This is a genomic window from Paenibacillus sp. J22R56 (assembly GCF_056269375.1).
In genome coordinates this window covers 385,230-410,763 of the sequence record NZ_JBWDNV010000001.1, presented here as the reverse complement: position 1 = coordinate 410,763, position 25,534 = coordinate 385,230, and the positions used below count along the sequence as shown (strand labels likewise).

Below are 25,534 nucleotides of genomic sequence, written 5' to 3'. Positions count from 1 at the left end.
CCTCAGTGGATACCCCTTCTTCTTACGTAAAATCATTCTCTAATCATTAACAATTTTCACAGCTAAGGAGGAGACAAAAGTCTCCTCCTTTTTAAAACCAAAAAGGGAGGAAATATTATGAAACGCATTGCGAGAAAAGGATTTATACTCTTTTTCACATTTACGTTAGCGCTTACATCTTTGTTGGCGATTGGATCAGTCAAGCAAGCAGCGGCGGCTACGGAGACTTTATCTGATCCGGATACCTTTATTAAGGGTGTGGATATTTCGACGCTGCAGGCGCTCGAAGATCAGCATGTGAAGTTTTACGATAAAGGGATCGAACAGGATCTGCTGATGATTATGAAAAATCATGGCGTCAACTATGTTCGGCTGCGTCTTTGGAATGATCCGGAGCAAGCCGATGGCTACAACGATAAGGCACATGTGCTGGCGATGGCTGAACGGGTGAAGGATGCGGGCATGAAGCTGCTTCTTGACTTCCATTATTCCGACTTCTGGGCAGACCCTGGTCAGCAGGTGAAGCCTGCAGCATGGAAGGATCTCAGCTTTGCAGATTTGAAGACAGCAGTGTATGACTATACGGAAGATGTTATGAGCGATCTGGCTGCTGCGGATGCTTATCCGGATATGGTGCAGATCGGCAACGAGATTAACAGCGGCATGCTGCTGCCAGATGGTTCAACCTCTAATATGGATAATCTGGCTGAGCTGATTAAAGAGGGCGCCAAAGCGGTACGGGATACAACACCGGACGGCCAAACGACTCAAATTATGCTTCACTTGGCGGAAGGCGGCAATAACAGTAAGTTCCGCAGTTTCTTTGATGCGATGACAACACGTGGAGTAGATTATGATGTGATCGGCATGTCGTATTATCCATTCTGGCATGGCTCTTTCCAGCAGCTTAAATCCAATATGGATGATGTAGCAGCAAGATACGGCAAGCAAATTGTCGTCGCGGAAACTTCTTATCCGAATACACTTGAGAACGGTGACGATCACCCGAATACGGTTGGAGAGAATGAGACCAAGCTGGTCGGTTTCGACGCGTCGGTCGAGAATCAAAAGCTTGTAACCGAGACAGTGCTTAACACGGTTGCTCATGTGCAGGGTGGCCTTGGTCTTGGTGTATTTTACTGGGAACCAGCTTGGCTGCCTGGCGTAGGCTGGAAACAAGGTGAAGGCAACGCTTGGGAGAATCAGACGATGTTTGATTATGATGGCAATGCTCTGGCATCGCTGGATGCTTTCCAATATGAGCCTGGCAGCATCATTAGCGTAGATCCAATTCTCGTCTATTCGGCAACACCGGTGACACTAGCAGCAGGAGACTCATTGGTACTGCCGGCAGATACGAAGGTGCTCTATAACGAAGGTACAATTTTAGCAAAAACAGTTGAATGGGATTCCTATAACGCTGAGCTGCTAAATACGCCGGGGACGTTTACTGTTCAAGGTGATGTTGCAGGCACAGATCTTCGTACCTCAATTGAAATCACGGTTACAGGTAATCCAAATCTGATCCATGACGGCAGCTTTGAGAGTGGTACTTTGGACAATTGGTCAGTAACAGGTGATGTTGGAGCTGTGAAGATTGACCAAAATGCAGGCAATGCTAAGGCTGGCGAATATTCCTTAAATTATTGGTCGGGCTCGGCTTTTGCTTATCAAGTATCGCAGACGGTTACAGGCCTTGAGAACGGAAAATATGAGCTGAGGGCGTATGCTTCCGGTGGTGTATATGATGAGCAGGTCATTACACTATCCGCAGAATATGGTGGTCAGACATACAGTACCCCTATTACGAATGCTGGCTATAATGTTTGGAAGCAGTATACGGTTGGAGATATTCAAGTTACTGATGGTCAGGTCAAGGTAGGTATTAATGTGAATGGACCAGCTAATGCGTGGGGGTATTTCGACAAAATTGAGCTGGTGAAGGTGGAGGCAGCGGCAGTTAATGTCGTGCAAAACCCGGGCTTTGAGAGCGGTGCTCTTACGCCTTGGGAGGTTTCAGGAGAGAAGGGAGCGGCAAAGGCTGAGAATAACGCCGCGAATGCCAAATCTGGTGATTATGCACTTAATTATTGGTTTGGCACAGCATTTACTTATACGATTGCACAAACGATCGAAGATCTCGAAAATGGTATTTATGAGCTGAGTGCATCGGCTTCCGGTGGTGTATATGATACGCAGAAGATCGCACTGTTCGCGAAGTCCGGTGAGAAGACGATTAGCACTGATATGGTGAATACAGGCTGGAATGATTGGCATTCGTATACGGTCGGCAATATTGAAGTAAGAGATGGCAAAGTGACCATCGGATTTGATGTAGATGCTCCTGCTGGAGCATGGGGCTACATGGATGATGTCTCCCTTGTAAGAGTAGGCGATCTGCCTTTCGATGGTGATGGAAATGGCAATGGCAATGGCAATGGTAACGGTAATAGCAGCAATGGCAACAACGGGGCTGCAAGCAATAACGGTATAGCTGCTATTAGCCGAACGCAATTGACATCGGATGGGAAGGGTGGATACACCGTTACCTTGCCGACAGGCACAACAACAGTGGTTCTTTCTTCTGATGCTTTTGATTCTTTGAAGAAGGCTCCAATCACACTTGCTGCAGGTGATTTGTCTCTCACGATTCCTTCCGAAGTAATAGCCGAGCTGCTAGGTAAATTAAAGACAGAAGCAGGCAGCAAGCTTACGGTAAGCTTTGTCCCGGTATCGGGGGAGGCTGCGGATAAATTAATGAACAGCGTTGACGGAGCTGTTCGTGCACTTGGCACTATTTATAACTTTGAGCTGTTTGTTACTGATGCAACTGGCAGTGTGGAGAAGCTTTCTGCTTTCTCAACCCCGTTAACACTTGAGCTGAAGCAAGCACAAACCAGCAATGCTGATCTGACAGGCATTTATTATATTGCTGAAGACGGCACCATTCATTACGTTGGAGGACAATTGGTCAATGGTGTCTGGGAAGCTTCTGTCGACCATTTCAGCAGCTATGGACTGCTCGAAGTAAGCAAGTCTTATAGGGATGTGCCGGAGAACCACTGGGCAGCTGCATCTATCACTTCTCTTTCTGCCAAGCAGATTGTAAATGGTATTTCGGATACTAACTTTGAACCGGAACGAGAAATCACCCGTGCGGAATTTACCGCTATCCTTGTTCGTGCATTGAAGCTTACAAGCAGCGCTGATCATTCGCTTCACTTCAGCGATGTACCGGCTTCGGCGTGGTATGCAGAGGCTGTGTCTGCTGCACATGAAGAGGGACTTATACAAGGCCGCACTTCGGAGATGTTCGCGCCGTATGCACCAATTACTCGTCAAGAGATGGCTGTAATTCTGGCAAAAGCCTATGCGATTGCCCATAACGGTACTGGAACTGCAGTTGGTGGAGAGCTTCCTTTCTCTGATAAAACGTTCATTGCAACATGGGCATTGCCTTCTGTACAATGGGCATACGAGCAAGGGCTGCTGAAGGGCCGCAGTGGTGATCGGTTTGCACCGGCTGCATCGATGACTCGTGCAGAAGCAGCAGAAGTGGTGTATCGCTTGCTGAAATAGGCAAAGGAGTTTTACCGGTATTATGGATGTTGATCAAATTGTATTTGTATTTATGATTGTCCTTCTTGCAGGTTTTGTACAAGGGCTCACGAGCTTCGGTTTCGCGCTAATCTCAGTGCCGCTGCTCGTGAAGCTGATCCCAATGCAGGAGGCTGTTCCAGTTGTCGTTGTATTAAGTCTGATGACAAACATTGCTGTGCTCTATAGCTGCCGGCAGCATGTCCGAATGAAGCAGATTTGGCCGCTTCTGATCGCAAGTCTAATTGCGGCACCGTTTGGAACTTATGCTCTGCTATATGTTCCCGCTAGTACGTTAAAGCTTGGAGCGGGCCTGCTGGTTGCAGTCGTATCCATGCTCATGCTGAGTGGCAAAACTTTTCCGCTTGGCCGTATGGCGTATGCGCCTATTGGTGCAGTAAGTGGTTTTCTGAATGGAAGTATCTCAATGAGTGGACCACCGGTGGCTCTCTTTTTGACCAACCAGGGTGCTGATAAGATGACATTCCGGGCCAATATTACGGCATATGCCCTCATTCTGAATATCATCACGGTGGGGACTTACGTGTACGAAGGACTGCTTAATGAGACGTCTATGCAAACGATCGGATGGGCTGTTCCAGCACTGATTATTGGTGTCCTGATTGGGATCAAAGCAGTTGGAAGGCTCAATGAGCGGCTGTTCAAAACGATTGCGTTATGGCTCATATTGGTTACAGGGATCTGGACGGCTATTAACGGTATTATCGGATAAACAAAAAAACCTTGAAGTTACAGCGCCTAAATTGAGGCATTGTTGGCTTCAAGGTTTTTTCTTGTGTTTTTCATGTGGTACATCGCTTGATCGGCATCCATAATAAGCTGCTTAAGGCTGGCGTATCTTCCTTGATTAGAGCTGACTCCAATGCTGGCAGATATATGGACATGTTGCCCGTTAATAACAAAAGGATCTAGGAAAGAAGCATTAATCTTCTCCTGCACGGCTCGAACGCCGTTGTCCTCGCTTAAGTTCTGGAAGCAGATAATAAATTCATCGCCGCCATAGCGGACAATTCGATCGCTCTGACGGATTTGCTGTTTGAGCCGTTTGGCAATTTCGATGAGCAGCAAATCTCCAAATTCATGACCGTAATTATCATTTATCCGCTTAAAATCATTAAGATCGATGAACATGACGCCAAGTGGAGCATCGTTATTACGCTCGAATAATTCATCTAGAAATCTTCGGTTATATAAACCTGTCAGACTATCGGTAACCGTCGCATATTCCAGATCAATGGTATAACTAAGAAGCGCAGTCATTGAATTCAAAATCGAAAGTTCGTCGTCACTTAAGGACAAGGTATCCCTGTCAACCAAGTAAATACCGCCATGAACGACACACTCGCTTGTAGAGATGGGGATGGCAAGATAGGAACGTTGTCCAATGATCGTGCTGACATCTGATCGGAAGGTCATTCCGGTCTGTACGAGTGAATCTCTGCGGTTATAGGCTTGTACAATCCGATGTGCTGAGCCTTCTTGGATCGCGATGAAGAGAGTATCGATCGGAAGAAATCGGGCCAATAGCTGTATGACATGTCCGGCTGCATCATCCAATGATCGAATTTTGCTGGGCATACGTATTTCATCTCCTGCAATAAATGGTGAAGCATTCGAAAAATTACCTTCTGATTCCAGTTTAGTCGAAATACGCGAGGGACTCAACAAAGAACTTCTTAATAATGGGTATTTAAGGAATGAAAAGGAACGTTTTCGTTCCATAATTAATAAATATATTAATTCAACTATATATGAATTCGCTATTGAATTATTGCAAGAGCTGGTGTTTAATAAGGATATTGTTTCTTACATCCAATCCTTTATGAGGTGATTTTTTATGGCGAATAAAGCAAAAATGATCGTGGACAAAGATTTTATTGTTGGTGAAGTAGATAAACGAATTTATGGCTCTTTTATTGAGCATTTGGGCCGTGCTGTTTACGGTGGTATTTATGAACCAGAGCATCCATCAGCAGACGAGCAAGGTTTCCGTTCCGATGTACTTGAGCTTGTTAAAGGATTAAATGTTCCGATCGTTCGTTACCCTGGAGGCAACTTTGTATCCGGTTACAACTGGGAGGATGGAGTTGGTCCGATAGCGGATCGCCCAAGACGCCTGGAACTGGCATGGCGTACGATTGAGCCGAATCTGGTAGGCTTTAATGAATTCGTAGACTGGTGTAAAAAAGCAAATACAGATGCGATGATGGCCGTCAACCTCGGAACACGTGGCGTTGAAGACGCCCGCAATCTAATTGAATATTCCAATCATGACTCCGGCTCTTATTGGTCGGATCTGCGTATTAAACATGGCTATAAAGATCCTCATAACGTGAAAACCTGGTGCCTTGGCAACGAAATGGACGGTCCTTGGCAGATTGGTGCGAAGACAGCTGTGGAATATGGCCGCATTGCCAATGAAACTGCGAAAGTGATGCGCTGGGTAGACCCAACGATTGAACTGGTAGCCTGCGGAAGCTCGGGACTTGGCATGCCAACCTTCCCAGATTGGGAAGCTACGGTGCTGGATTTGACTTACGATAATGTTGATTACATCTCCCTTCATCAGTATTATGGCAATAGAGACAAAGATACTGCGAACTTCCTCGCCCAGTCGTTGGGCATGGACTCTTTCATTCAGACAGTGATCTCTACGGCTGATTTTGTAAAAGCGAAGAAACGGAGCAAGAAGAACATTAACCTGAGCTTCGATGAATGGAATGTCTGGTTCCACTCCAATGAGAGCGATCGCAAAATCGAACCATGGTCCATTGCGCCGCCGCAGCTTGAAGATATTTATACACATGAAGATGCGCTTGTTGTTGGCTGTATGCTGATTAGCCTTCTGAAGCGTGCTGACCGTGTGAAAATGGCATGTATTGCTCAGCTCGTAAACGTTATTGCACCAATTATGACTGAGAACGGCGGAGCAGCATGGAAGCAGACGATCTACTATCCATACATGCATGCAAGTGTATTTGGCCGCGGTACCGTGCTTGTGCCTCTACTGAAGTCGGATAAATATGATTCGAAGGATTATACAGATGTTCCTTACGTGGAAGCGGTAGCAGTCCATAATGAGGAGCATGGAGAGGTAACTGTATTTGCGGTAAACCGTGACCTTGAGAATGCCCATAACTTCGAGATTGATCTTCGCAGCTTTGGCGCTTTCCGGGTGATCGAGCATATTGTCCTCGAGAATGATGATTTGCAGGCTGTTAACACAGCTGCTAATCCAGACAATGTGAAGCCACATACGAATGGCACTGCGAAGCTTGAACAAAATGGCACGATTGAGACAGCGCTTGGTAAAGCTTCCTGGAACGTTATTCGTATCAAACTTCAATAGCAGGATGTGAAACATGCTAATCAAAGCCGATACAGACCATGCCTGGCTTCCGCTATATGAAGCTTTGGCTAGTCCTGTACGATTAAGTATTCTGGATCTGCTCGCAGCAGCACCTGAACCGATGAACGTGAAGGAGCTCGCAGCCTCGCTTGGATTAAGCAGCGCGATCGTGACGATGCATGTTCGTAAGCTGGAGCAGGCCGGACTTATCCAGACGAAGATGATTAGAAAGCAGGGAGGGACGCATAAGATTTGCGAGATTTCCGCCTCCCGCATTCAGATTGATCTGCCTCAGACTGGATTTATTCCGAAGAAAACGCATGAGATCAGCATTCCCATTGGGCATTATACCGAGTTTGAAGTCCATCCGACCTGCGGTATTGCCACCACGGAGAAGGTCATCGGTCAATTCGACGATCCGCGATATTTTATTGAACCGGAGCGGATGAATGCCGGAATTCTATGGTTTGGCAAAGGGTATGTGGAGTACAAAATCCCTAATTACTTATTGCCTGGCCAGCGTCCGGAAGAGTTAGAGATCGTTCTTGAGATCAGCTCGGAGGCACCAGGTTACAACGAGAACTGGCCATCGGATATTGTATTTACCTTGAATGGCGTCCGGATCGGAATGTGGACGAGTCCCGGGGATTATGGCGATGTGAAAGGCAAGTATACGCCTGCTTGGTGGCAGGACTTTGTCAATCAATATGGTCTGCTCAAGATCATCCGCGTCCAGAAGAACGGCACCTACATCGATGGTCAAAAAATTTCGGAGATCGGTATCGATCAAATCGAGCTTAACCGTAATCAATGGGTGTTCCGACTCGCCGTCGAAGACAACGCCGTCCATGTCGGCGGCCTAACGTTATTCGGCAAAGGCTTCGGCAACTACAATCAGGATATGATTTTCCGGGTGCACTACAGCTAGTGTCGCTGCGTGTCGCTACGTAAGTAAATATTCTTACGATTGCTGTGGTTTTCGGATTCTTTGAACTAGGGTTGTATGTCAGAATCCGAAAACCAAGGCAAGCGCTACGCTTCTCCAGAACATTTACTTACTTCGCTCCAAAGCTGCTCACCCGGAAGGGGAGGCAGCAAAGAGGACTGCTGGAACCTAGCAGTCCTCTTTTTAATTTCCGTTCCTGGGCTGTCAGCCAGGAACGATTCCTGTTGTACAAAGAGGGCTATACCCGCGGGCTTTTAGCCTTGGGTATAGCCCTTTTGGTTGGTTTAGTCGAACGGAGTGGTCTAATGTTCTGGAGAAGCGGAGCGCTCGCCTTGGTTTTCTGATTCCAACATTGAAAAAGTTGAATCAGGGAATCCGAAAAGCACAGCGATCGTAAGAATATTAGACCAAGTAGTGAGATGAACGAAACAAAAAAACAGGCTGTACCCAAGGGTACAGCCTGTCCTATTAGCCCTCCAAAAGAAGGGTTTCTGGATCTTCAAGCATTTCTTTTACTTTTACCAGGAAGCGTACTGCTTCCGAGCCATCAACGATACGGTGATCGTAAGTGAGGGCGATGTACATCATCGGACGGTTCTCCGAACGTTCAGCGTCAATCGCTACCGGACGAAGCTGGATTTTGTGCATACCCAGAATACCAACTTGCGGAGCATTCAGGATTGGAGTCGACAAGAGCGATCCAAACGTGCCGCCGTTAGTGATGGTGAATGTGCCGCCTTGCAGCTCGTCCAGCGCCAGCGAGTTGTCGCGTGCTTTTTTAGCCAGGGATACGATCGATTTTTCGATCTCCGCGAAGCTCAAGCGGTCCGCGTCGCGAACAACCGGAACAACCAGACCTTCTTTGGCCGATACCGCGATACCGATATCGTAATATTGTTTAGCGATAATATCGCCGTTGTTGATTTCAGCATTCAAATTAGGGAACTCTTTCAATGCGCCAACAACCGCTTTCGTGAAGAAGGACATGAAGCCAAGACCAACTTCGTGTTTGTCCAGGAACGATTGCTTGCGGCGTTTACGAACATCCATGATCGCAGTCATATCAACTTCGTTGAAGGTTGTCAGCATTGCTGCTGTATGTTGCGCTTCAACAAGGCGATTCGCGATTGTCGCACGGCGACGGGACATTTTCGTACGAACGTAAGGCTTGTTCGATGTGAACTCAGGTTGAGCTGCTTTTGCTGTCGGAGCAGTTGCTGCTGCTTGTGCAGGAGCAGCCGAGCGAAGGTCAACACGGCCCAGCGTCGATTGTGCCTCGTTAATGTCGATGCCTTTTTCTCTTGCAAGCTTGCGTGCCGCAGGGGAAACATTCAATTGGCTGCCAGTAGCTGCAGGAGCCGTAGCCGGTGCAGCCGCAGGTGCTGGAGCTACTGCCGTAGCTGGAGCAGCAGTTGGTGCAGGTGCTGCTTCAGCTGCAGGAGCGGCCGGTGCCGGAGCAGCAGCGCCGCTGCCAGCTCCGATTGTGCCGATAACTTCACCGATTTGAACGGTGTCGCCTTCGTTGCGTGTAATTTCTTGCAGAACGCCGTCTTGCTCAGCGCTGATTTCGATGTTTACTTTGTCTGTTTCAAGCTCAAGAAGCACGTCGCCTTGTTTAACAGCGTCTCCTACTTTTACTACCCATTTGGAGATCGAGCCCTCTGTAATTGATTCACCCATTGCCGGTACTATAATTTGTTGCACGTGAGCTTACCTCCCAGTGTTATATGTCAACGACGGACTATATTTTAATGTTTGCAATAAAATGTGCTGTTGCTCGAAGCTGTGAACTTGTTGGAAGCCGCTTGCTGTACTCGAACGCTCTGGACGGCCGATGTAGCTTACTGTTGCACCAGCTGGTGCAACTTTGCGCAGGCGTGGTTCCATGTAGAACCATGAACCCATGTTTTGCGGCTCTTCTTGTACCCAAACAATTTCTTTCAGATTTGGCATGCGTTCAAGGATTGCTGCGATTTCTTTATCAGGGAACGGATACAGTTGCTCAACACGAACGACATGCAGCCAATCCAGCTCTTTATCGCCATTCTTCTCAATCGCTTCATCGATATCAATCGCCATCTTGCCTGTAGCGAGAACGAGGCGTTCTACGCGGTCAGGATGAGCGCCGAGACCTTTTTGTTCCACAACTGTCTTGAACGTACCATTGCTCAGCTCGGAAATTTCCGAAGCAACACGCGGGTTACGAATCAAGCTCTTAGGTGCCATGATGATCAACGGACGAGCAGCATCGCTCTCTGTGATCGAAGCTTGGCGGCGAAGCAGGTGGAAGTAGTTCGCTGCGCTGGACAGATTCACAACCGTCCAATTTTCTTCAGCGGACAACTGCAGGAAGCGTTCCAGACGAGCGCTGGAGTGCTCTGGTCCTTGACCTTCGTAACCATGCGGAAGCATCATGATCAGGCTCGATTTTTGCTGCCATTTTGCACGGCCAGCGGAGATGAACTGATCAATCAGAACTTGCGCTACGTTCGTGAAGTCACCGTATTGTGCTTCCCAGATAACCATTGTTTCTGGAGCGTGTACGTTGTAACCATATTCGAAGCCAAGTACAGCAGCCTCAGAAAGCGGGCTGTTATGAATCGCGAACGATGCTTTAGCTTCAGGAAGATGATGAAGCGGGCAGAAAGTATCGCCAGTCTCAGCATCATGCAGCACAAGGTTACGGTGAGCGAATGTTGCACGTTCAACGTCTTGACCGCTGAGACGAATTGGTTTGCCATCTGCCAGAATCGAAGCGAAAGCAAGCGTTTCGGCATGGCCCCAATCCATTTTCTCACCGTCGTTCACAGCAGTTGCACGGCGTTCCAAGATGCGCTGCAGCTTCGGATAAACGTTGAATTTCTCCGGCCATTTCAACAGATTTGCGTTGATTTCACGAAGCGTTTCAACCGATACAGGAGCTACTGCTTCACCAGTTGACAGCTCATTTGGCAAACCTTGTGTCTGGTGGACAGGCTCTTGGCCTTCGCGGCTCTTCATTTCCTCGTAAGCTGCTTTCAGGCGGTTGATTACTTCTTGCTTCAAGCCTTCTGCATCTTGCTCGGTAATTGCGCCTTCAGCCACAAGTTTGTCGATAAAGACGCGGCTTACAGTTGGATGAGCTTTTACTTTTTTATAAATTGTCGGTTGCGTTGTTTCCGGATCATCTGTTTCGTTATGTCCGTATTTACGGTAGCCGATCAGGTCGATCAGGAAGTCCTTCTTGAATTTCGTACGGTATTCACTTGCCATACGAGCCGCCATAATAACCGCATCCGGGTCATCAGCGTTTACGTGAACGATTGGAATCTCATAGCCTTTAGCCACGTCGCTCGCATAATGCGTCGAACGGGAATCATGGCTTTCCGTTGTAAAGCCGATTTTGTTGTTGACGATAATATGAAGCGTACCGCCATGCGAGTAACCGTTCAGCTGCGACAAGTTCAATGTCTCTGCTACGATGCCTTCACCAGGGAATGCAGCGTCGCCGTGCATAATGATCGAAGCAGCGGCATCCAGGTTTTGCTTCGGATAACCTGCTGCTGTACGGTCATCTTGTGCTGCACGTGTGAAGCCTTCGACAACCGGGTTGACGAACTCCAGATGGCTCGGGTTGTTCGCAAGTGAAATGCGGGTCTTAACTGTTTCGCCGGTTCCGATCGAACGGTTAGCGCCAAGGTGATATTTCACGTCGCCGGTCCAACCGTAGTTGATGCCGATCGAGCCTTCGGATGGGCTCATCTTTTTGTTAGATGCGTTATGGAACTCCGAGAAAATTTTGCTGTAAGGTTTGCCAAGCACATGCGCTAGAATGTTCAAGCGGCCGCGATGCGCCATGCCCATCAAAATATGTTTAACGCCGTCATTGGACAGCTCGTGAACCATTTCATCGACAAGGGCAACGAGTACATCATTACCTTCCACCGAGAAACGCTTTTGGCCGACAAATGTGCGCTGCAGGAAATCTTCGAATTGTTCAGCTTCGAACAGCTTCGTCAACAGCTTCTTGCGTTCATCTGTGCTCAGCTTGTTTGATGGATTTTCTTTTTCTACACGCTGTTTGAGCCATGCACGTTCTTCTTCGTTATGAACGTGGCTGAACTCGTAAGCAATGGTACCTGTGTAGGCTTTGCGAAGTTTTTCGATTGCGTCCCAGCCGTTCTTAACATCAGCAGGTGCTTTCGTCCAAACAAGCTCAGCAGGCAATGCAGCCAGATCAGCTTGAGTTAAGCCGTATGTTTCAAGTTCAAGCATATTGGTGCTTACTTTCGGGCTGATACCAAGTGGATCGATATCCGCAGCTAAATGGCCGAAAGCGCGTATGTTCCATACAAGCTTACCAGCCGCTACTAGGTTTTGAAGAACTTTCGCATCGATTGCCGCTCCGCCAGAAGACTGTGCTGCAACGATAGGTGCTGTTTGTCCTGCGTATTGAGGCGGTTCACCATGAAGTTCGAACAGCTCACGATACTCAGCGATAACAGATTCAGGGTTTTGTTTGTAAAGTTCATATTGTTCTTGGACATATCCAAGATTGGGACCGTAATAGGAAGCCCAAGGGTCTTGCTTGTGCAAATTGCCAGATGACATCGACAGATACCTCCGTCTAGGATTTTGAAGTTCAAGGGACGGAAAATAGAACTTTCTTATACATTCATTATAGTATAAACATGCCTCAAAACTTAAATAACGAATATGTATCATTATTATCTTGAATATAGATTGATTCAGCACTGCGAGCGGCATTTTTCATTCTTATTATGCTCATATCGCCAATATCCAACACCTTTTTCCTGTGGAAAGCTGTCGATTCTAATAAAGTTGTATTCTGATTCGAGAACGATTTGGCCTGACCAATAGAAATTTCCCCCGTTTCGTGGAAAAAAGTAACCCTATTCCATCAGTTATAAGCACTATAATGGAAGGGGATGGACATATTGATCAGCGGGAGTGAGGAATCGTGAACGTATCAATTGGAGGCTATTCGTTTAACAACACGAACCTGGAAGGCAAGATGGATGTATTTGGTTATTTGGAAACGGTTAAATACCGCTATAAGCTGGACGTAGCCGATTTATGGAACGGGTTTTTCATCGATCGAAATACAGGGCCGATCTATCAGCTTGCAGATGAGAGTTATATCCGCAAAATCCGTGAAGCGCTGGATGAGAAGGAAATGTCGGTTGTCAATTTTGCAGTTGACGGTGCTCATCTATGGGATCCGAATCCCGATGTTAGGAAGAAGCTGCATGAGAATGCGCTTGTGCATCTCCGCGCATCGGTTATTCTTGGCGCGAAGACTGTCCGCATCGATACAGGCGGCAGCTATCATGACGTAGAAACAATGACGGACGAACAATTCGAATATACGGTCCGGACTTATCAGGAATTCGCACAATTTGCTGCAGACAACGGTTTTCTTATTGGCCCGGAAAATCATATGGGAGCCTCGCTTCTGCCGCGCGAAATGAAGCGGATCGCCGAAGCGGTTGATCATCCGGCCTTTGGCTTTCTCGTCCATCTTGGGCGCTGGAGAGCGGATCAAGAAGAAGGCGATAAGCTGGTTGCACCATGGGCTTACCATACTCATTTTGATGAGCAAACTGCCGTTTCGGGCAATGCTTTGGATACGATTACAACCTTAAAGGATGCTGGCTACAAAGGGTATTGGGGGATCGAATACAATGCGCCTAAGCGGCAGTATCTGGAGACAGAGAGACTGCTGGGCATGGTGAAGAAGCTGCTTGCAGACGAAGCGGACCGAGGGGGCAGTGCGTAATGGAGACGATTAAAGTCGGGATTATTGGTGTTGGACAGATCGGCAAGCAGCATATTGAGAAGTATCGCCTACTTGCAGGTGTAGAAATCGTTGCGGTCTGCGACGTGAATGAAGCAGAAGTAAGGCGTGTGGCAGAGCAATTTGGCATACCAAACAGCTATACAGACTTCCATCAGCTGCTCGCTCAGGAAGATATCGTGGCCGTTGACGTATGCTTGCATAATAACTTCCATGCTCCGGTTACAATTGCTGCGCTCCAAGCCGGCAAACATGTCTATTGCGAGAAACCAATCGCCGGTACATACGAGGACGGCAGACGAATGGTTGAAGCAGCAGAAAAGACAGGTAAAATGCTGCATATTCAGCTCTTTACGCTGTACGGTAAAGATACGAAAGCAGCCAAAACATTAATTGACGCCGGCAAGCTGGGCAGGCTGTATCATGCGCGGTCTACGGGCTTCCGCCGCAGAAATCGTCCTTATGTGGATGGCTATGGCACACCATTTTTCACTCGTAAGGAGACGGCTGCTGGAGGAGCTTTGCTGGATATGGGGGTCTACCATATTGCTCAGCTTCTTTATTTGCTTGGCAATCCAGAGGTTGAACGGATCTCGGGTAAGGTCTATCAGGAGATGGCGATGCTGGAGGAACGAAGAGAACGCAGCGGCTTTAATGTAGAAGAGCTGGCTACTGGTCTCATTCGTTTCAAGGGTGGTCTCACTTTGGATTTGATTGAAGCCTGGTCGGTTCATATGGGAGGCTTTGAGGGAAGCAGTATCCTTGGCTCGGAAGGTGGCGTACGTTTTCCGAATGGCTTGCCGGGAGAAGCCAGCCAGCCGTTCAGCTATCACAGCACCGTATGCGATATCGATCTGGACAGTACGATTGATCTCGACATGATGGATTTGCGCTGGCATCGGATTCGGGAGAATGAAGATGCTTATGACTCCTCGCAGCATCACTGGATTGCAGCGCTGCAGGGCCGAGTTCCACTCTTGCCGACGGCGGCGATTGCTCTGCGTACGATGCTGATCAGTGAAGGGATTTACCTCTCTGAAGAGCTTGGCCGTGAAGTGACGGCGGAAGAAGTGACGACTCGTTCCAGTTCGACAGCTATTCCTGTATAAACCTTTACGAAAATGGCGGTGGACATCTTGAGTGAGGGAGATACCGATACGAAGGAAGCGAAGACGAGCTTTCGCTCGATAAAGGCTTTTAACTTTTTCAGTTATGGAACAATAGCGGTATACAGTACATTTTTTGCGCTTTATTTGCAATCCATTGGCATTACTCCTTTAAAAATCGGAGCGTTGATGGCGGGTGGACCAATTGTTTCTTTAATCGCGAATCCATTATGGGGTTACCTGAGTGACCGGACGCGGAATATACGGTTAATTCTCATTATGATGCTGATCGGTAATCTAGTGGTTATGCAGTTTGTGTTTCTATCTCATTCCTACACGCTCATCTTTGGCTGTATGATTGCGTTTTTCTTTTTCCAAATGCCATTATTCTCGCAAAGCAACAGCCTAATTCTTAATAGTATTGAGGGGACTCGTCATAAGTTTGGCGCTTTCCGGCTTTGGGGATCACTTGGCTGGGCGGTACTAGCCGTTATAACAGGACCTATCCTCGGGCAGATCGGCATTGACCGGTTGTCGCTCGTTTACAGCTTAATGATGCTTGTGGCAATAGGCTTCGCTTTTACCTTACCGCGAGGTGCGTCACCGAAGACAGCGGTTGAAGTGAACTATAGGCGGATGCTGGGGAACCGGGCATTCCTTGCGTTTCTTGTTATTGGACTGTTGATTTCGATTCCGAATTCAATGAACACAACCTTCATTGGCCTGTATATGGCGGATCTTGGTGGTCACACGGATCTGATTGGATGGTCGGCTTTCTTGTCCTCGATTTTCGAGATCCCAGTTTTTCTGCTGCTGGACCGTTATCTGACGAAAAATGCACGTACGATGATTAGCTGTCTGATTCTTGTAAGCTTGTTGTATGCATTACGCTGGTTTCTCATGGCGGGAGCGGGCGATGCGGTACAGATTATATTTATCCAGACGCTGCATTGCTTGACCTTCGGTGCTTTCTATTACATTGGGACGCAGTTGACAGCTCTTATTGTGCCAGCCGAGCTGCGTGCTTCGGGGCAGGCGGTCTATGCATTGACTTGGGGTGGTTTGTCTGGAATTGCTGCTGGTTTTCTTGGCGGATACCTTTTTGAACAGAAAGGTCCGGAGACTATTTATTGGGCAGGTACGGGCATGGCGCTGGTGGGTGTAGCAGGCTTTGCCCTGCTGTATGTGTATATGAGAATGACTGCGTCAAAAGAGACAAGTCGAGAAATAAGTTTTTAGCAACATTTTCCGAGGTACCTTCGTCCAAATCTCTGAACACTACTCTACACATTCAGCTTAGAGACAGAAGGAGGACAATTACAATGAAACAACGTTTAACCGCTGCGGCAATCTCGGCCGCTGTCTTGTTCGGGTCTTTGTCGGGTCAAGCTTTTGCCGCTGATTCAGGCTTCAAGGATATTGCGAACTCGAGCAGCCGGGCACAGATCGAGGCTCTACAAGGGCTTGGGATTGTGAAAGGGGTATCCAATTCGGAATTCCATCCGGAAGAAAGCCTGACTGGTGCGCAAGGGATCGAACTTATTGTTCGGACCATGCAATTAAGTCTTGCTGCTATCGATTTCAAGAAAGCTCCTACGGCAGAAGGATTCTTCACAAACGTGAAAAACGATGCTTGGTATGCAGAGAGCTTCGTAATCGCTCATTATAACGGGCTGGATCTTCCTGCTGATATCGATCCGTCGAAATCGCTTACCCGTGAGCAGTTCACGCATTATCTGGTGCAGGCTCTGGAGAAGACCGGCCAATACCCGCTCATTAAGATGTACATTAACATTCTCGATGAGAAGGATATTACGGTAGATTATCAGGGAACGATTCAGCGTGCGTTGCTGTATAAGATTGCAAAGCTTGATGAGGAAGGCAACTTCCATCCGCAGGAGATTGTAGATCGTGGAGAAGCGGCAGCAATGCTGTACGATGCGCATCAGTTTGTTGAGACGCATAAGGATAACGGTCAGGTTGACCCTGAGACTCCTGAAGCTCCAAATACACCAGAAGCTTCAGCAACTCCGGAAGCTTTACAATAAATATGAACAGAGGCTGCCACTAGACTTCAGGTCTAGTGGCAGCCTCTTTCTTTTGCCGCTCCGCAATGCATACTTTCATAGTATAATAGGAGCATCATGAACAGTTGGAGAGAGGAACACGAATGACGCAAATTAAAGATCTTCGTAATCAAGATGATTTTACCGGCTTCTATTTGTTGAAGGAACTGGATGTAAAGCAGACTAATGCAACGACACCTAAGGATTATTTCGATATCGTACTAGGGGATTCCAGCGGGCAGCTGGGGGCAAAGTTCTGGGATGTCTCACAGCAGGATAAAGAAACCTTCTTCCCGATGGGGCTTGTTAAAGTTCAGGGTAATGTCCATTTATATCGGGAGAAGCTGCAAATTAAGATTTCAAGGATGCGTCCTGCAGCACCAGAAGACGGCGTTACGTTGACGGATTTCATCCGCTCGGCACCCGTTGCTTCTAATGAACTCATTGATACGATTAATCAAGCGAAAGACAGTATACAGGATTCTGAGATTAAAACCATAGTGGACTATTGTGTAGCTAAGGTCGAAGAGAAGCTGACGCATTACCCAGCAGCGAAGACGCATCATCATGCGTATTTTGCGGGTCTAGCCTATCATATGGCGAGAATGCTGGAGATTGGGGAGTTCCTATGTAAGCAGCGGCCGTTTCTAAATGCTGATCTGCTTAAGGCGGGTATTATTCTTCATGATATTGCAAAGCCGGAGGAGATGATCGCGCAGCTTGGCATCGTATCCGACTACAGCCTTTCGGGTAAGCTGATGGGACATATTTCGCTTGCTTCGACATGGATTACGGAGGCAGCGATTCGCTGCGATATAAATTTACAGTCGGAGAAAGTGCTCGGGCTGCAACATATGGTGCTGTCTCATCATAATCTGGGAGAGTGGGGAAGCCCCGTTCAGCCGCAGACGGCCGAGGCGGTAGCGCTGCATCATATTGATGCCATGGATGCCAAGCTGCAAATGGTAGAGGATGCTCTGCTAACGACACCGGAAAGTGAACCGTGGACCCCTGTTATACGTGGACTGGAGAACAAGCCAGTCTATCGGATGAAACTGTAAGAATCCGTATTATTATAAACAGGTAATGGGGTGAAACACCGGTGATAGCACCGGTACAGCCGATGACCGATAACGAACAAAGCCGATATAAGCAATGCGTGCATTGTATGGAGCAAAAGCCGGTAACGGATTTCCTACGCCGAACGGGCAGACGTTCCGGAACAGGCTCGCGGCGTGGCTCTTGCCGATCCTGCCGTAAGCATATTAGCAGAATTCCGGCTGCGACGATATCGCATGCAGAATCTGCCTTGCCGCCTAATAATCAGATGGAGCACTCGCTGGTATCTGAAGCTGAAGCTGCAAAAGCAGTCAGCCAAGCTGCTTCTCTTACCGTACCCGATTTGGGGACGGCTGTTTCAGCACCGGCACCTACTGCACCAACTGCAACTGCGCCTAGACGTCCGAGGTCAAAAACTTCGCCTAGGGGTGCAGCCAATATTTTAAAGCCCCGTCCCCGTCCTTTGCCGGCGAACCATTCTCCGTCAGATGTTAGTCTGCTGAGAACAACACGTAAAGGAACGGTCTGGATGCGCGGCAAAACGGATAAAGGGCGGCGCTGGCATCAGGAGATTGAGCTGGAATTAGCTGTTACGCTTGTGAAGGAGCGGGCTGCTGTCATTGTAAACCGGACAACGATCCGGCGTTTGTTCAGCAACAAGGATTTCCGAAGCTATATCTTGACGAGGGACAGTTACACCTGTCATTTCTGCGGACAATACGGCGATACGATTGACCATATGCTGCCGAGGGCAAAGGGCGGCCATACAACACCGGACAATTGTGTATGCGCGTGTAATGATTGCAATCAGTCAAAAGCAGATAAAGATATTGAGGAATTTATGCGTGATCTGTAAAAGAAACAGGGAGTAAGGAAACCGAAGGATTGACTTCGTTCCGTATTCCCTGTTCTGCGTTCTAGAATAAGCTCCAATCCATCTCACGAGACAGCGTCTCGAGCAGATGGACGCCTGCAATACTGTTGCCTTTGGTGTTCAAAGCTGGGCCAATGACACCAATACCAAATCGACCTGGCACCATCGTGAGGATCCCGCCAGAAACCCCGCTTTTAGCTGGAAGACCGACTTGAATCGCAAATTCGCCTGATGCATTGTACATCCCACATGTAACCATAAACGTCTTCGCAATCTGTACATAACGGCGCGGAATAAGGGAGGCTCCTGTGATGGGGTCTGTTCCGTTGTTCGCCAGCACAAGGGCCATACGCGCAAGATCACTGCAATTCACTTGTATAGAACAATGATGAAAATAAACATCCAGCACCTCTTCGACTTGCCCTTCCAGAACCCCATTATCCTTCAGTAGATAAGCCATCGATCGGTTCAGGTTTGCCGTATCCGATTCCGACCTATAAACCTCCATATCATAGGTCAATGTATCGTTGCCTGCGAGTGATTGGAAGAAGGAGAGAATTCGTGAAGATTTCTCAGCTGCATTCTGGCCATGAATCAAAGACGAGATGGCGATAGCGCCGGCGTTAATCAACGGGTTGAACGGGATTCCCGGCCGGACAAGTTCAAGCTTCAGCATTGAATTGAAGTTATCACCAGTTGGCTCCATGCCGACCTTCTCGAACACCGCTTTTTCCCCATTGTCCATCAATGCGAGGATAAGCGTGAACACTTTGGAAATACTCTGCATTGTAAAAGAAAGGCTGCAATCACCGCTCGAAATGGTATTGCCAGTTGTATCGATCAGATGGATACCAAGCGCGTTTTGAGGGGCTTTCGCCAGCTCAGGAATATAAGCGGCCGTCTTGCCGTAGGCGGAACGTACTTTGCTCGCCTCGACCCAAGTCGGGAGCTGGCGGTTTAATATTTCTTTTTCTTGCTCGGTGAATGACATAGCCACTCTTCTCCAATCCGTTGTGTAATCCTTCAATTATATTTCATATTCCAAATTGCGAACAGTGCGAGCGAATCTATAGATTGATTTATGATTTGGACTCGCTTAGACTATGATTTTACAGGCTGCTGACTGCCAAATTTGGCATAGAGAGATAATAAGCTAGCCGGATAGATAAAGCGGGAGGAATGGAAAGTGAGAAAGAAACGAACAGGGCTCGTCATGCTCGCACTTCTTGTGGCGATTATCGCAGGATGCGGTCAAAATAATAATGCAGACAAGCAGAACAATCAAGCAGTAAACGAAGGAAAAGATGGGCAGGAAGTGAACCTGAAGGTAGCGGTACTTATTCCGCCGATGAGTGAAATCCTGGAGCTGGTGAAGCCTTTACTGAAAGAAGACGGTATTAACCTGGAGATTGTGACGCTGTCGGATAACGTTCAGCCAAACACAGCCCTTCAACATAAAGAGGTAGACGCGAACTTCTTCCAGCATGTTCCGTATATGAATGATTTTAATGCCACAAACAAAGGCACGCTTGTGCCGGTAAAAGCGATCTATAATGCGGTATACGGCGGCTATTCGAAAAAGTATAAAAAAATCGAAGAACTTCCAGAAGGTGCAACAATCGCGATTGCAAACGACCCGTCCAATATCGGACGCTCGCTTGTTATGCTGGAGAACAACGGCTTGCTTAAGCTGAAAGAAGGCGTTGGCATCAAAGCAACACAGGCCGACATTGTTGATAATCCGCATAAGTATAAGTTCCAGGAAGTCGATCTGCTCATGTTGGCCCGTGTTATTGAAGACGTCGATATGGTCCTCATGACACCGGCATACGCGAAGCCGCTAGGGCTTACACCAAAGAATGATGCTCTAATTACGGAAGGTAAAGACTCCGACTTCGTCATCACGTTGGTAGCACGTGAAGACAATGTGGATTCTGCTCCGATCCAGAAGCTTGCTGAACGTATGACTGGTCCAGAAGTGAAGAAATTCCTCGAAGACAACTACAGCGATATTGCATTGCCAGCATTTGAATAAATGGAATGGCGTACGAATTGATGATCAATTTGTACGCCATTTTTGTTTGTTTTGTAAAGGATGTAACAAGCTCTAATCAGCAGTCGTCATTGTTAATTAAAAAGCTGATGTTAATGGGCTGGGAGATGATTGTTGGTGAGATACGCGAATGGTGCAATAGGTTTGCTCTTTCTCTTGTCAGGTTGTTCAGAATCCCATAACCTCACGATAAACGATATTGAATCATCCTTTACTAAAGCTGGCGTGAAATACACGGAACAACTTGGCCCCTCTGAGGTGAAAAAGAGTGTTGTGTATAATGGCACCGCTCCTGCTGTAATTCTGCATACAGATGATGATTTACGAGAAGAAGGACTCAAAGTGTACCTATATACATCTGATGATGAAAGGAAGAAAGGGCTGAAACAGTACCAGGAGGAACTGAACAAAGATATCACCTATGGGATGAAGGAAACAGCGTTGTATGCACATAACGTCATGTTTGTATCTTTTAGCTATACGGAAGCAGAGATGAAAGCGATTAAGAAGTTGAAATAAAATGCATACGCTAAGCTGCTACCCTTAAAACAAATGCCGTCCCATTAATTAATGGGACGGCATTTGTTTATTCATTATTAAACTCTTTTCAAAAACTCCACAATCGTCAGAAGGCCTTTATCAAAGTTCTCCAGATTGAAGTGTTCGTTAGGAGCATGGAGGTTCTCATCCGGCAGACCAAAGCCCATCATAATAACAGGTGCAGACAGAAGACGGGAGAACGTCTCCACAATTGGAATCGAGCCGCCGTCTTTTGTGAAGAGTGCACGAGTGCCGTAGACAGCTTCATACGCGTCCGCAGCTGTTTGGAGAAGCGGGATTGATGGATCCATATCGAAGGCGCGAGCTTTTTCGCCTGGCTTCACTTTCAACGTTACACCTGGCTGAACATTCGCATGTAGGTGAGCAATGATGCGGTCAAGAGTAACCTGTGGATCCTGCTGGCCAACCAGGCGGCAGGTGATTTTGGCATGTGCTTCTTTCGGGATAACGGTCTTTGTGCCTTCGCCTTGGAAGCCGCCGTATACGCCGTTTAGTTCAAGGGTTGGACGGGCACCAGTACGTTCCACAAAAGAGTAGCCTTCTTCACCATATGTGGTGCTAAGGCCAAGCGTTTGCTTAAGCTGTTCTTCATTGAAGTTCTGCTTCTCGAATTCTGCATGCATATCAGCCGTCAATTCAGGCACGCCTTCATAGAAGCCTTCAACTGTAATACGACCCTGCTTATCATGAAGAGAAGCAAGGAGCTCAACCATGGCATGAAGAGCATTCGGAACGCCGCCGCCATAAGTGCCAGAATGAAGGTCTGTATTCGAAGCGTTGATGGTCAGCTCCAGCGAGCAAAGTCCACGCAGGCCAATGGAGATGGCCGGCTTACCTTTTTCAATGAGAGAAGTATCCGAGATCAGTACAGCATCAGTTGACAGCTTATCTTGCTGCTCCTGCAGGAACGTTAACAGACTTGGGCTTGAGATTTCCTCTTCGCCTTCGATACAGAACTTCACGTTTACAGGCAGCTGTTGCTCCTGTTTCAACAGTGCTTCAATCGCCTTGATATGCAGGAAAATCTGACCTTTATCGTCGGTTGCCCCACGTGCATACAGCTTACCGTTGCGTTCCGTTGGCTCAAATGGCGGCGTCTCCCACAAGTTGAGTGGATCAACCGGCTGCACATCGTAGTGGCCGTAAATTAACACAGTTGGTTTGCCAGGAGCATGCAGATGCTCGGCATAAACGATTGGATGTCCGGCTGTTTGATGAATTTTCACATTGTCGAGTCCAGCTTGCTCAAGCTTGCCAGCCACCCACTCAGCGGCTTTGATCATGTCCTGCTTATGCTCAGACAGTGCTGAAATGCTCGGAATAGTTAAAAACTCTTTAAGCTCCCCCAGCTGCTGTTCTCTTAATTCTTTAAAATACGTTTCATAACTCATCGATATGTACCTCCTGAAATGAATTGTTACCCAATTGGCCTTATAGAGGCCAATCGTAATGATTCATGCTTCGTAAGCATGGACCAAATGAATTAATACCTAATTGGCCTTCTAGGGCCAATCGTATGATTCATACTTCGTAAGCTCAATTACCAAAGCTTAGTTACAGTATACGCTTCACGGCAGCCAAAAAAAAGCAGCCCTGCCGGATGGGCAGAAGCTGCTATAAGATACATCTTATTTATTCAGCATGTGGAACACTTGCTCAACGTCTTTGTCGCCGCGGCCGGACAAGTTGACGATGATGATCTGGTCCTTGCTCATCGTAGGCGCCAGTTTCTTCGCATGAGCAACCGCATGTGCGCTTTCGAGCGCAGGGATAATGCCTTCCGTACGGGACAGCTCCTGGAACGCTGCCAGTACTTCTTCATTGCTGATTGTTACGTATTCTGCACGTCCGCTAACTTTTAGATGGCTGTGCTCCGGTCCAATACCTGGATAGTCGAGTCCAGCAGCGATGGAGTATGTTTTTCTTGGATTACCTTCTTCATCAAGCAGAACGAGGCACTTGAAGCCGTGGATAATGCCCGGCACGCCTTCGGTCAAGGTTGGAGCTTGATCCGGCTCAACGCCAATGAGGCGTACGGATGGTTCATCTATGTAATGAGCAAATGCGCCTATGGCGTTGCTTCCGCCGCCTGCGCAGGCGATAACGGCGTCAGGGAGACGACCCTCTTTGGCCAAAATCTGACGCTTCGATTCTTCACTAATAATCGATTGGAAATGCTTAACCATCGTAGGGAAGGGATGTGGTCCTACGGCCGAGCCAAGGAGATAGAATGTATTTTTATAGTTTTCAACGAGATCATTCAGCGCTTCGTCTACTGCATCCTTCAAGCGGCCTTGGCCTTTGTCTACAGGTATAACGGTTGCTCCAAGCAGCTCCATACGGAACACGTTCAGCGCTTGGCGGCGAGTATCCTCCGCACCCATGTAGATAACGCAGTCCATGTTGAACATGGCGCAAGCAGTTGCCGTTGCAACACCGTGCTGACCAGCGCCAGTCTCGGCAATAACGCGTTTGGCACCCATCCGTTTAGCAAGCAAAATTTGCCCAACAACATTGTTGATTTTGTGAGCACCGGTATGGTTCAGGTCTTCTCGCTTCAGGTAGATTTTCGCCCCGCCCCAAGCGTCCGTTAATTGCTCCGCGTAAGTCAGCGGATTCTCGCGGCCAACATATTCTTTGAGGTAGTATTCGAGCTCTTCTTTAAATTCCGGGTCGTCCTTAAACTTGTTGAACTGCGCGCTTAAATAGTCTAGTACTTCCTTCAGTTCAGGTGGAACAAAGCTGCCCCCAAACTCTCCAAAATATCCTTCAGCCACTTGTTCTTGACTCATCATTGAAAGCGCCTCCGATCGAATATGTACTCTACCAATTCAAATCCTATCGTAGCATAAATGATAGGAAATGGCTTGTTAAAAAAGGCAGTTTGAGAGTAAGATGTTCAACTGATGTTCACAATATTTTACAAATTATAGTTGCGCTTTAGAGTAACTGTGATTACTATATAGAGTAAGGGGGTGTTAAAAAATGGATGAAGAGTTACAGCTTAACGTTCCGCTATTACGTCGTCGTGTTCCCAATCTCACCTCAGCTGCACGGGCAGCTGGTCTAAGAGCAGCAACCGTTTCTAATCTTTGCACAGGGAAGATTCCTGTTGGTCGTGCAGAAGTTCGAACGTTGGTTGCTTTAGCAACATTAGCAGGCGCAAGTCTTGATGAACTCATTATTAGAGGGAGCGGGATGAGGATGATTGAAACCGGAATTAAGGCACTGGATTTATTGGCACCGGTCGTGCGCGGCGGAACGGTAGGTTTTGTAGCAAGGCCAAATATGGGGCAGCTTGTCTTACTTGCGGAGTTTATGCATCGACTGAACAAACGTGGATACGCCACAATTTTCTGGGATCCTGGCACGGATGCACCGGGAATTAACCATGTGAAAGAACAATCTGAATTTGTTCTCTCGTCAAGAGATGATGTGTACAAACAGATCGTAAACCTTCGTGAAGAGAAGGATATTTTGCTTGGCGTTGACCGCAGTACGGTTCTATCGGGTGAATTATTGACTTTAAGAGACAGCTTGAAAGAAGCAGGTGCAAGACCAATCACAGTTGCATTAGTCGATATGGCATATGAGGCTGCGGATGGATCAGCAGCAGACGCATATGGCCCGCTAGATACGTTCTTACGTTTTGATTCAGATTTAATCAGCCGAGGTATTTATCCTGCTATTGATCCTATTGTTTCTACCTCAACCATTTTGGAAGGCTCTTATCTAGATGCTGTACACCTTACCATACAACAACGTGCAAGAAAGCTGCTTCGTCGTTATCGGGAATTAAGATCGCTTGTGAGTGTACATGGAATTGAGAAAATAGCGGACTCCGATGTGCAGTTATATAACCGTGGAGAAAGACTGGAATCCTATCTAGCTCAGCCGTTTTTTGTCTCCGAGCCGTATACGCAGAAACCTGGAGAGTGGCTGCCGCTCTACGATACGCTGGAGGACGTCAAGCGAATTCTGGATGGCGAATTGGACGATACCGAAGCTTCGGAGTTGTTTTTCAAAGGACGGCTCGAGGTTAGAAGTTAATAGATAATTGTAAAAGGTTGGACCCTCATCTTGGGTTCAACCTTTTTTATGCTGT

The 25,534-nt window shown here is 47.5% G+C and carries 19 protein-coding genes; 13 read left to right on the top strand and 6 right to left on the bottom strand.

All coding sequences use genetic code 11. The features are described 5' to 3' along the window. Positions 1–117: 117 nt before the first annotated feature. Together AC0YNT_RS01700 and AC0YNT_RS01695 are read left to right on the top strand one after the other, a co-directional pair. A complete protein-coding gene (locus AC0YNT_RS01700) occupies positions 118–3,579 on the top strand; it encodes a glycosyl hydrolase 53 family protein (RefSeq protein WP_475803061.1) in 3,462 nt (1,153 codons plus the stop codon). A gap of 22 nt (positions 3,580–3,601) precedes the next feature. Further along, entirely contained in the window at positions 3,602–4,330 is a 729-nt protein-coding gene (locus AC0YNT_RS01695) for a sulfite exporter TauE/SafE family protein (RefSeq protein WP_475803060.1), read from the top strand. A gap of 26 nt (positions 4,331–4,356) precedes the next feature. Here the strand turns inward: AC0YNT_RS01695 and AC0YNT_RS01690 are convergent, their stop codons facing one another. Then, a complete protein-coding gene (locus tag AC0YNT_RS01690; RefSeq protein WP_475803059.1) occupies positions 4,357–5,196 on the bottom strand; it encodes a GGDEF domain-containing protein in 840 nt (279 codons plus the stop codon). Between the two features lie 259 nt (positions 5,197–5,455). Here AC0YNT_RS01690 and arfA point away from each other — a divergent pair, with 259 nt between their 5' ends. Both arfA and AC0YNT_RS01680 read left to right on the top strand, forming a co-directional pair. After that, complete coding sequence (gene arfA, locus AC0YNT_RS01685) at positions 5,456–6,967, top strand: arabinosylfuranosidase ArfA (RefSeq protein ID WP_475803058.1); 1,512 nt, start codon at positions 5,456–5,458, stop codon at positions 6,965–6,967. Positions 6,968–6,980: 13 nt separating this feature from the next. Next, a complete protein-coding gene (locus AC0YNT_RS01680) occupies positions 6,981–7,895 on the top strand; it encodes an ArsR/SmtB family transcription factor (RefSeq protein ID WP_475803057.1) in 915 nt (304 codons plus the stop codon). Positions 7,896–8,381: 486 nt separating this feature from the next. On the opposite strand, the gene odhB is transcribed toward AC0YNT_RS01680, so the two are convergent. Both odhB and AC0YNT_RS01670 read right to left on the bottom strand, forming a co-directional pair. Next, positions 8,382–9,617, bottom strand: coding sequence for a 2-oxoglutarate dehydrogenase complex dihydrolipoyllysine-residue succinyltransferase (odhB, locus tag AC0YNT_RS01675; protein WP_475803056.1), 1,236 nt, complete (start codon positions 9,615–9,617; stop codon positions 8,382–8,384). Positions 9,618–9,623: 6 nt separating this feature from the next. Then, a complete protein-coding gene (locus AC0YNT_RS01670; protein WP_475803055.1) occupies positions 9,624–12,503 on the bottom strand; it encodes a 2-oxoglutarate dehydrogenase E1 component in 2,880 nt (959 codons plus the stop codon). 370 nt (positions 12,504–12,873) lie between these two features. Here AC0YNT_RS01670 and AC0YNT_RS01665 point away from each other — a divergent pair, with 370 nt between their 5' ends. The 6 genes from AC0YNT_RS01665 to AC0YNT_RS01640 all read left to right on the top strand — a co-directional run bounded on the left by AC0YNT_RS01665 (position 12,874) and on the right by AC0YNT_RS01640 (position 18,797). Continuing rightward, entirely contained in the window at positions 12,874–13,692 is an 819-nt protein-coding gene (locus AC0YNT_RS01665) for a sugar phosphate isomerase/epimerase family protein (protein WP_475803054.1), read from the top strand. Continuing rightward, a complete protein-coding gene (locus AC0YNT_RS01660) occupies positions 13,692–14,819 on the top strand; it encodes a Gfo/Idh/MocA family protein (RefSeq protein WP_475803053.1) in 1,128 nt (375 codons plus the stop codon). The genes AC0YNT_RS01665 and AC0YNT_RS01660 overlap by 1 nt, the downstream gene beginning before the upstream one ends. Before the next feature lie 18 nt (positions 14,820–14,837). Beyond that, entirely contained in the window at positions 14,838–16,055 is a 1,218-nt protein-coding gene (locus AC0YNT_RS01655; RefSeq protein ID WP_475803052.1) for an MFS transporter, read from the top strand. A gap of 83 nt (positions 16,056–16,138) precedes the next feature. Continuing rightward, the gene (locus tag AC0YNT_RS01650) at positions 16,139–16,864 is read left to right on the top strand and encodes an S-layer homology domain-containing protein (protein ID WP_475803051.1); all 726 of its coding nucleotides are present in this window, start codon (positions 16,139–16,141) and stop codon (positions 16,862–16,864) included. A 122-nt stretch (positions 16,865–16,986) separates the two neighbouring features. Continuing rightward, positions 16,987–17,943, top strand: a complete 957-nt coding sequence (locus AC0YNT_RS01645) for a 3'-5' exoribonuclease YhaM family protein (protein ID WP_475803050.1) — start codon at positions 16,987–16,989, stop codon at positions 17,941–17,943. Positions 17,944–18,005: 62 nt separating this feature from the next. Further along, on the top strand, positions 18,006–18,797 hold the full coding sequence (locus AC0YNT_RS01640; RefSeq protein ID WP_475803406.1) for an HNH endonuclease: 792 nt from the start codon (positions 18,006–18,008) through the stop codon (positions 18,795–18,797). A 61-nt stretch (positions 18,798–18,858) separates the two neighbouring features. Here AC0YNT_RS01640 and glsA read toward each other — a convergent pair whose 3' ends face one another. Further along, complete coding sequence (gene glsA, locus AC0YNT_RS01635) at positions 18,859–19,806, bottom strand: glutaminase A (protein WP_475803049.1); 948 nt, start codon at positions 19,804–19,806, stop codon at positions 18,859–18,861. Positions 19,807–20,028: 222 nt separating this feature from the next. On the opposite strand from glsA, the gene AC0YNT_RS01630 reads away from it, so the two are divergent. Together AC0YNT_RS01630 and AC0YNT_RS01625 are read left to right on the top strand one after the other, a co-directional pair. After that, complete coding sequence (locus AC0YNT_RS01630) at positions 20,029–20,850, top strand: MetQ/NlpA family ABC transporter substrate-binding protein (protein ID WP_475803405.1); 822 nt, start codon at positions 20,029–20,031, stop codon at positions 20,848–20,850. Positions 20,851–20,985: 135 nt separating this feature from the next. Continuing rightward, positions 20,986–21,387, top strand: coding sequence for a hypothetical protein (locus AC0YNT_RS01625; protein WP_475803048.1), 402 nt, complete (start codon positions 20,986–20,988; stop codon positions 21,385–21,387). A gap of 77 nt (positions 21,388–21,464) precedes the next feature. On the opposite strand, the gene AC0YNT_RS01620 is transcribed toward AC0YNT_RS01625, so the two are convergent. Continuing rightward, positions 21,465–22,820 (bottom strand): dipeptidase, encoded by a 1,356-nt coding sequence (locus tag AC0YNT_RS01620; RefSeq protein WP_475803047.1) that lies wholly within the window; start codon positions 22,818–22,820, stop codon positions 21,465–21,467. A 237-nt stretch (positions 22,821–23,057) separates the two neighbouring features. Further along, the gene (gene trpB, locus AC0YNT_RS01615; protein ID WP_475803404.1) at positions 23,058–24,221 is read right to left on the bottom strand and encodes a tryptophan synthase subunit beta; all 1,164 of its coding nucleotides are present in this window, start codon (positions 24,219–24,221) and stop codon (positions 23,058–23,060) included. Positions 24,222–24,414: 193 nt separating this feature from the next. On the opposite strand from trpB, the gene AC0YNT_RS01610 reads away from it, so the two are divergent. Further along, positions 24,415–25,479, top strand: a complete 1,065-nt coding sequence (locus tag AC0YNT_RS01610) for an ATP synthase beta subunit C-terminal domain-containing protein (protein ID WP_475803046.1) — start codon at positions 24,415–24,417, stop codon at positions 25,477–25,479. The last annotated feature ends 55 nt before the right edge of the window (positions 25,480–25,534 follow it).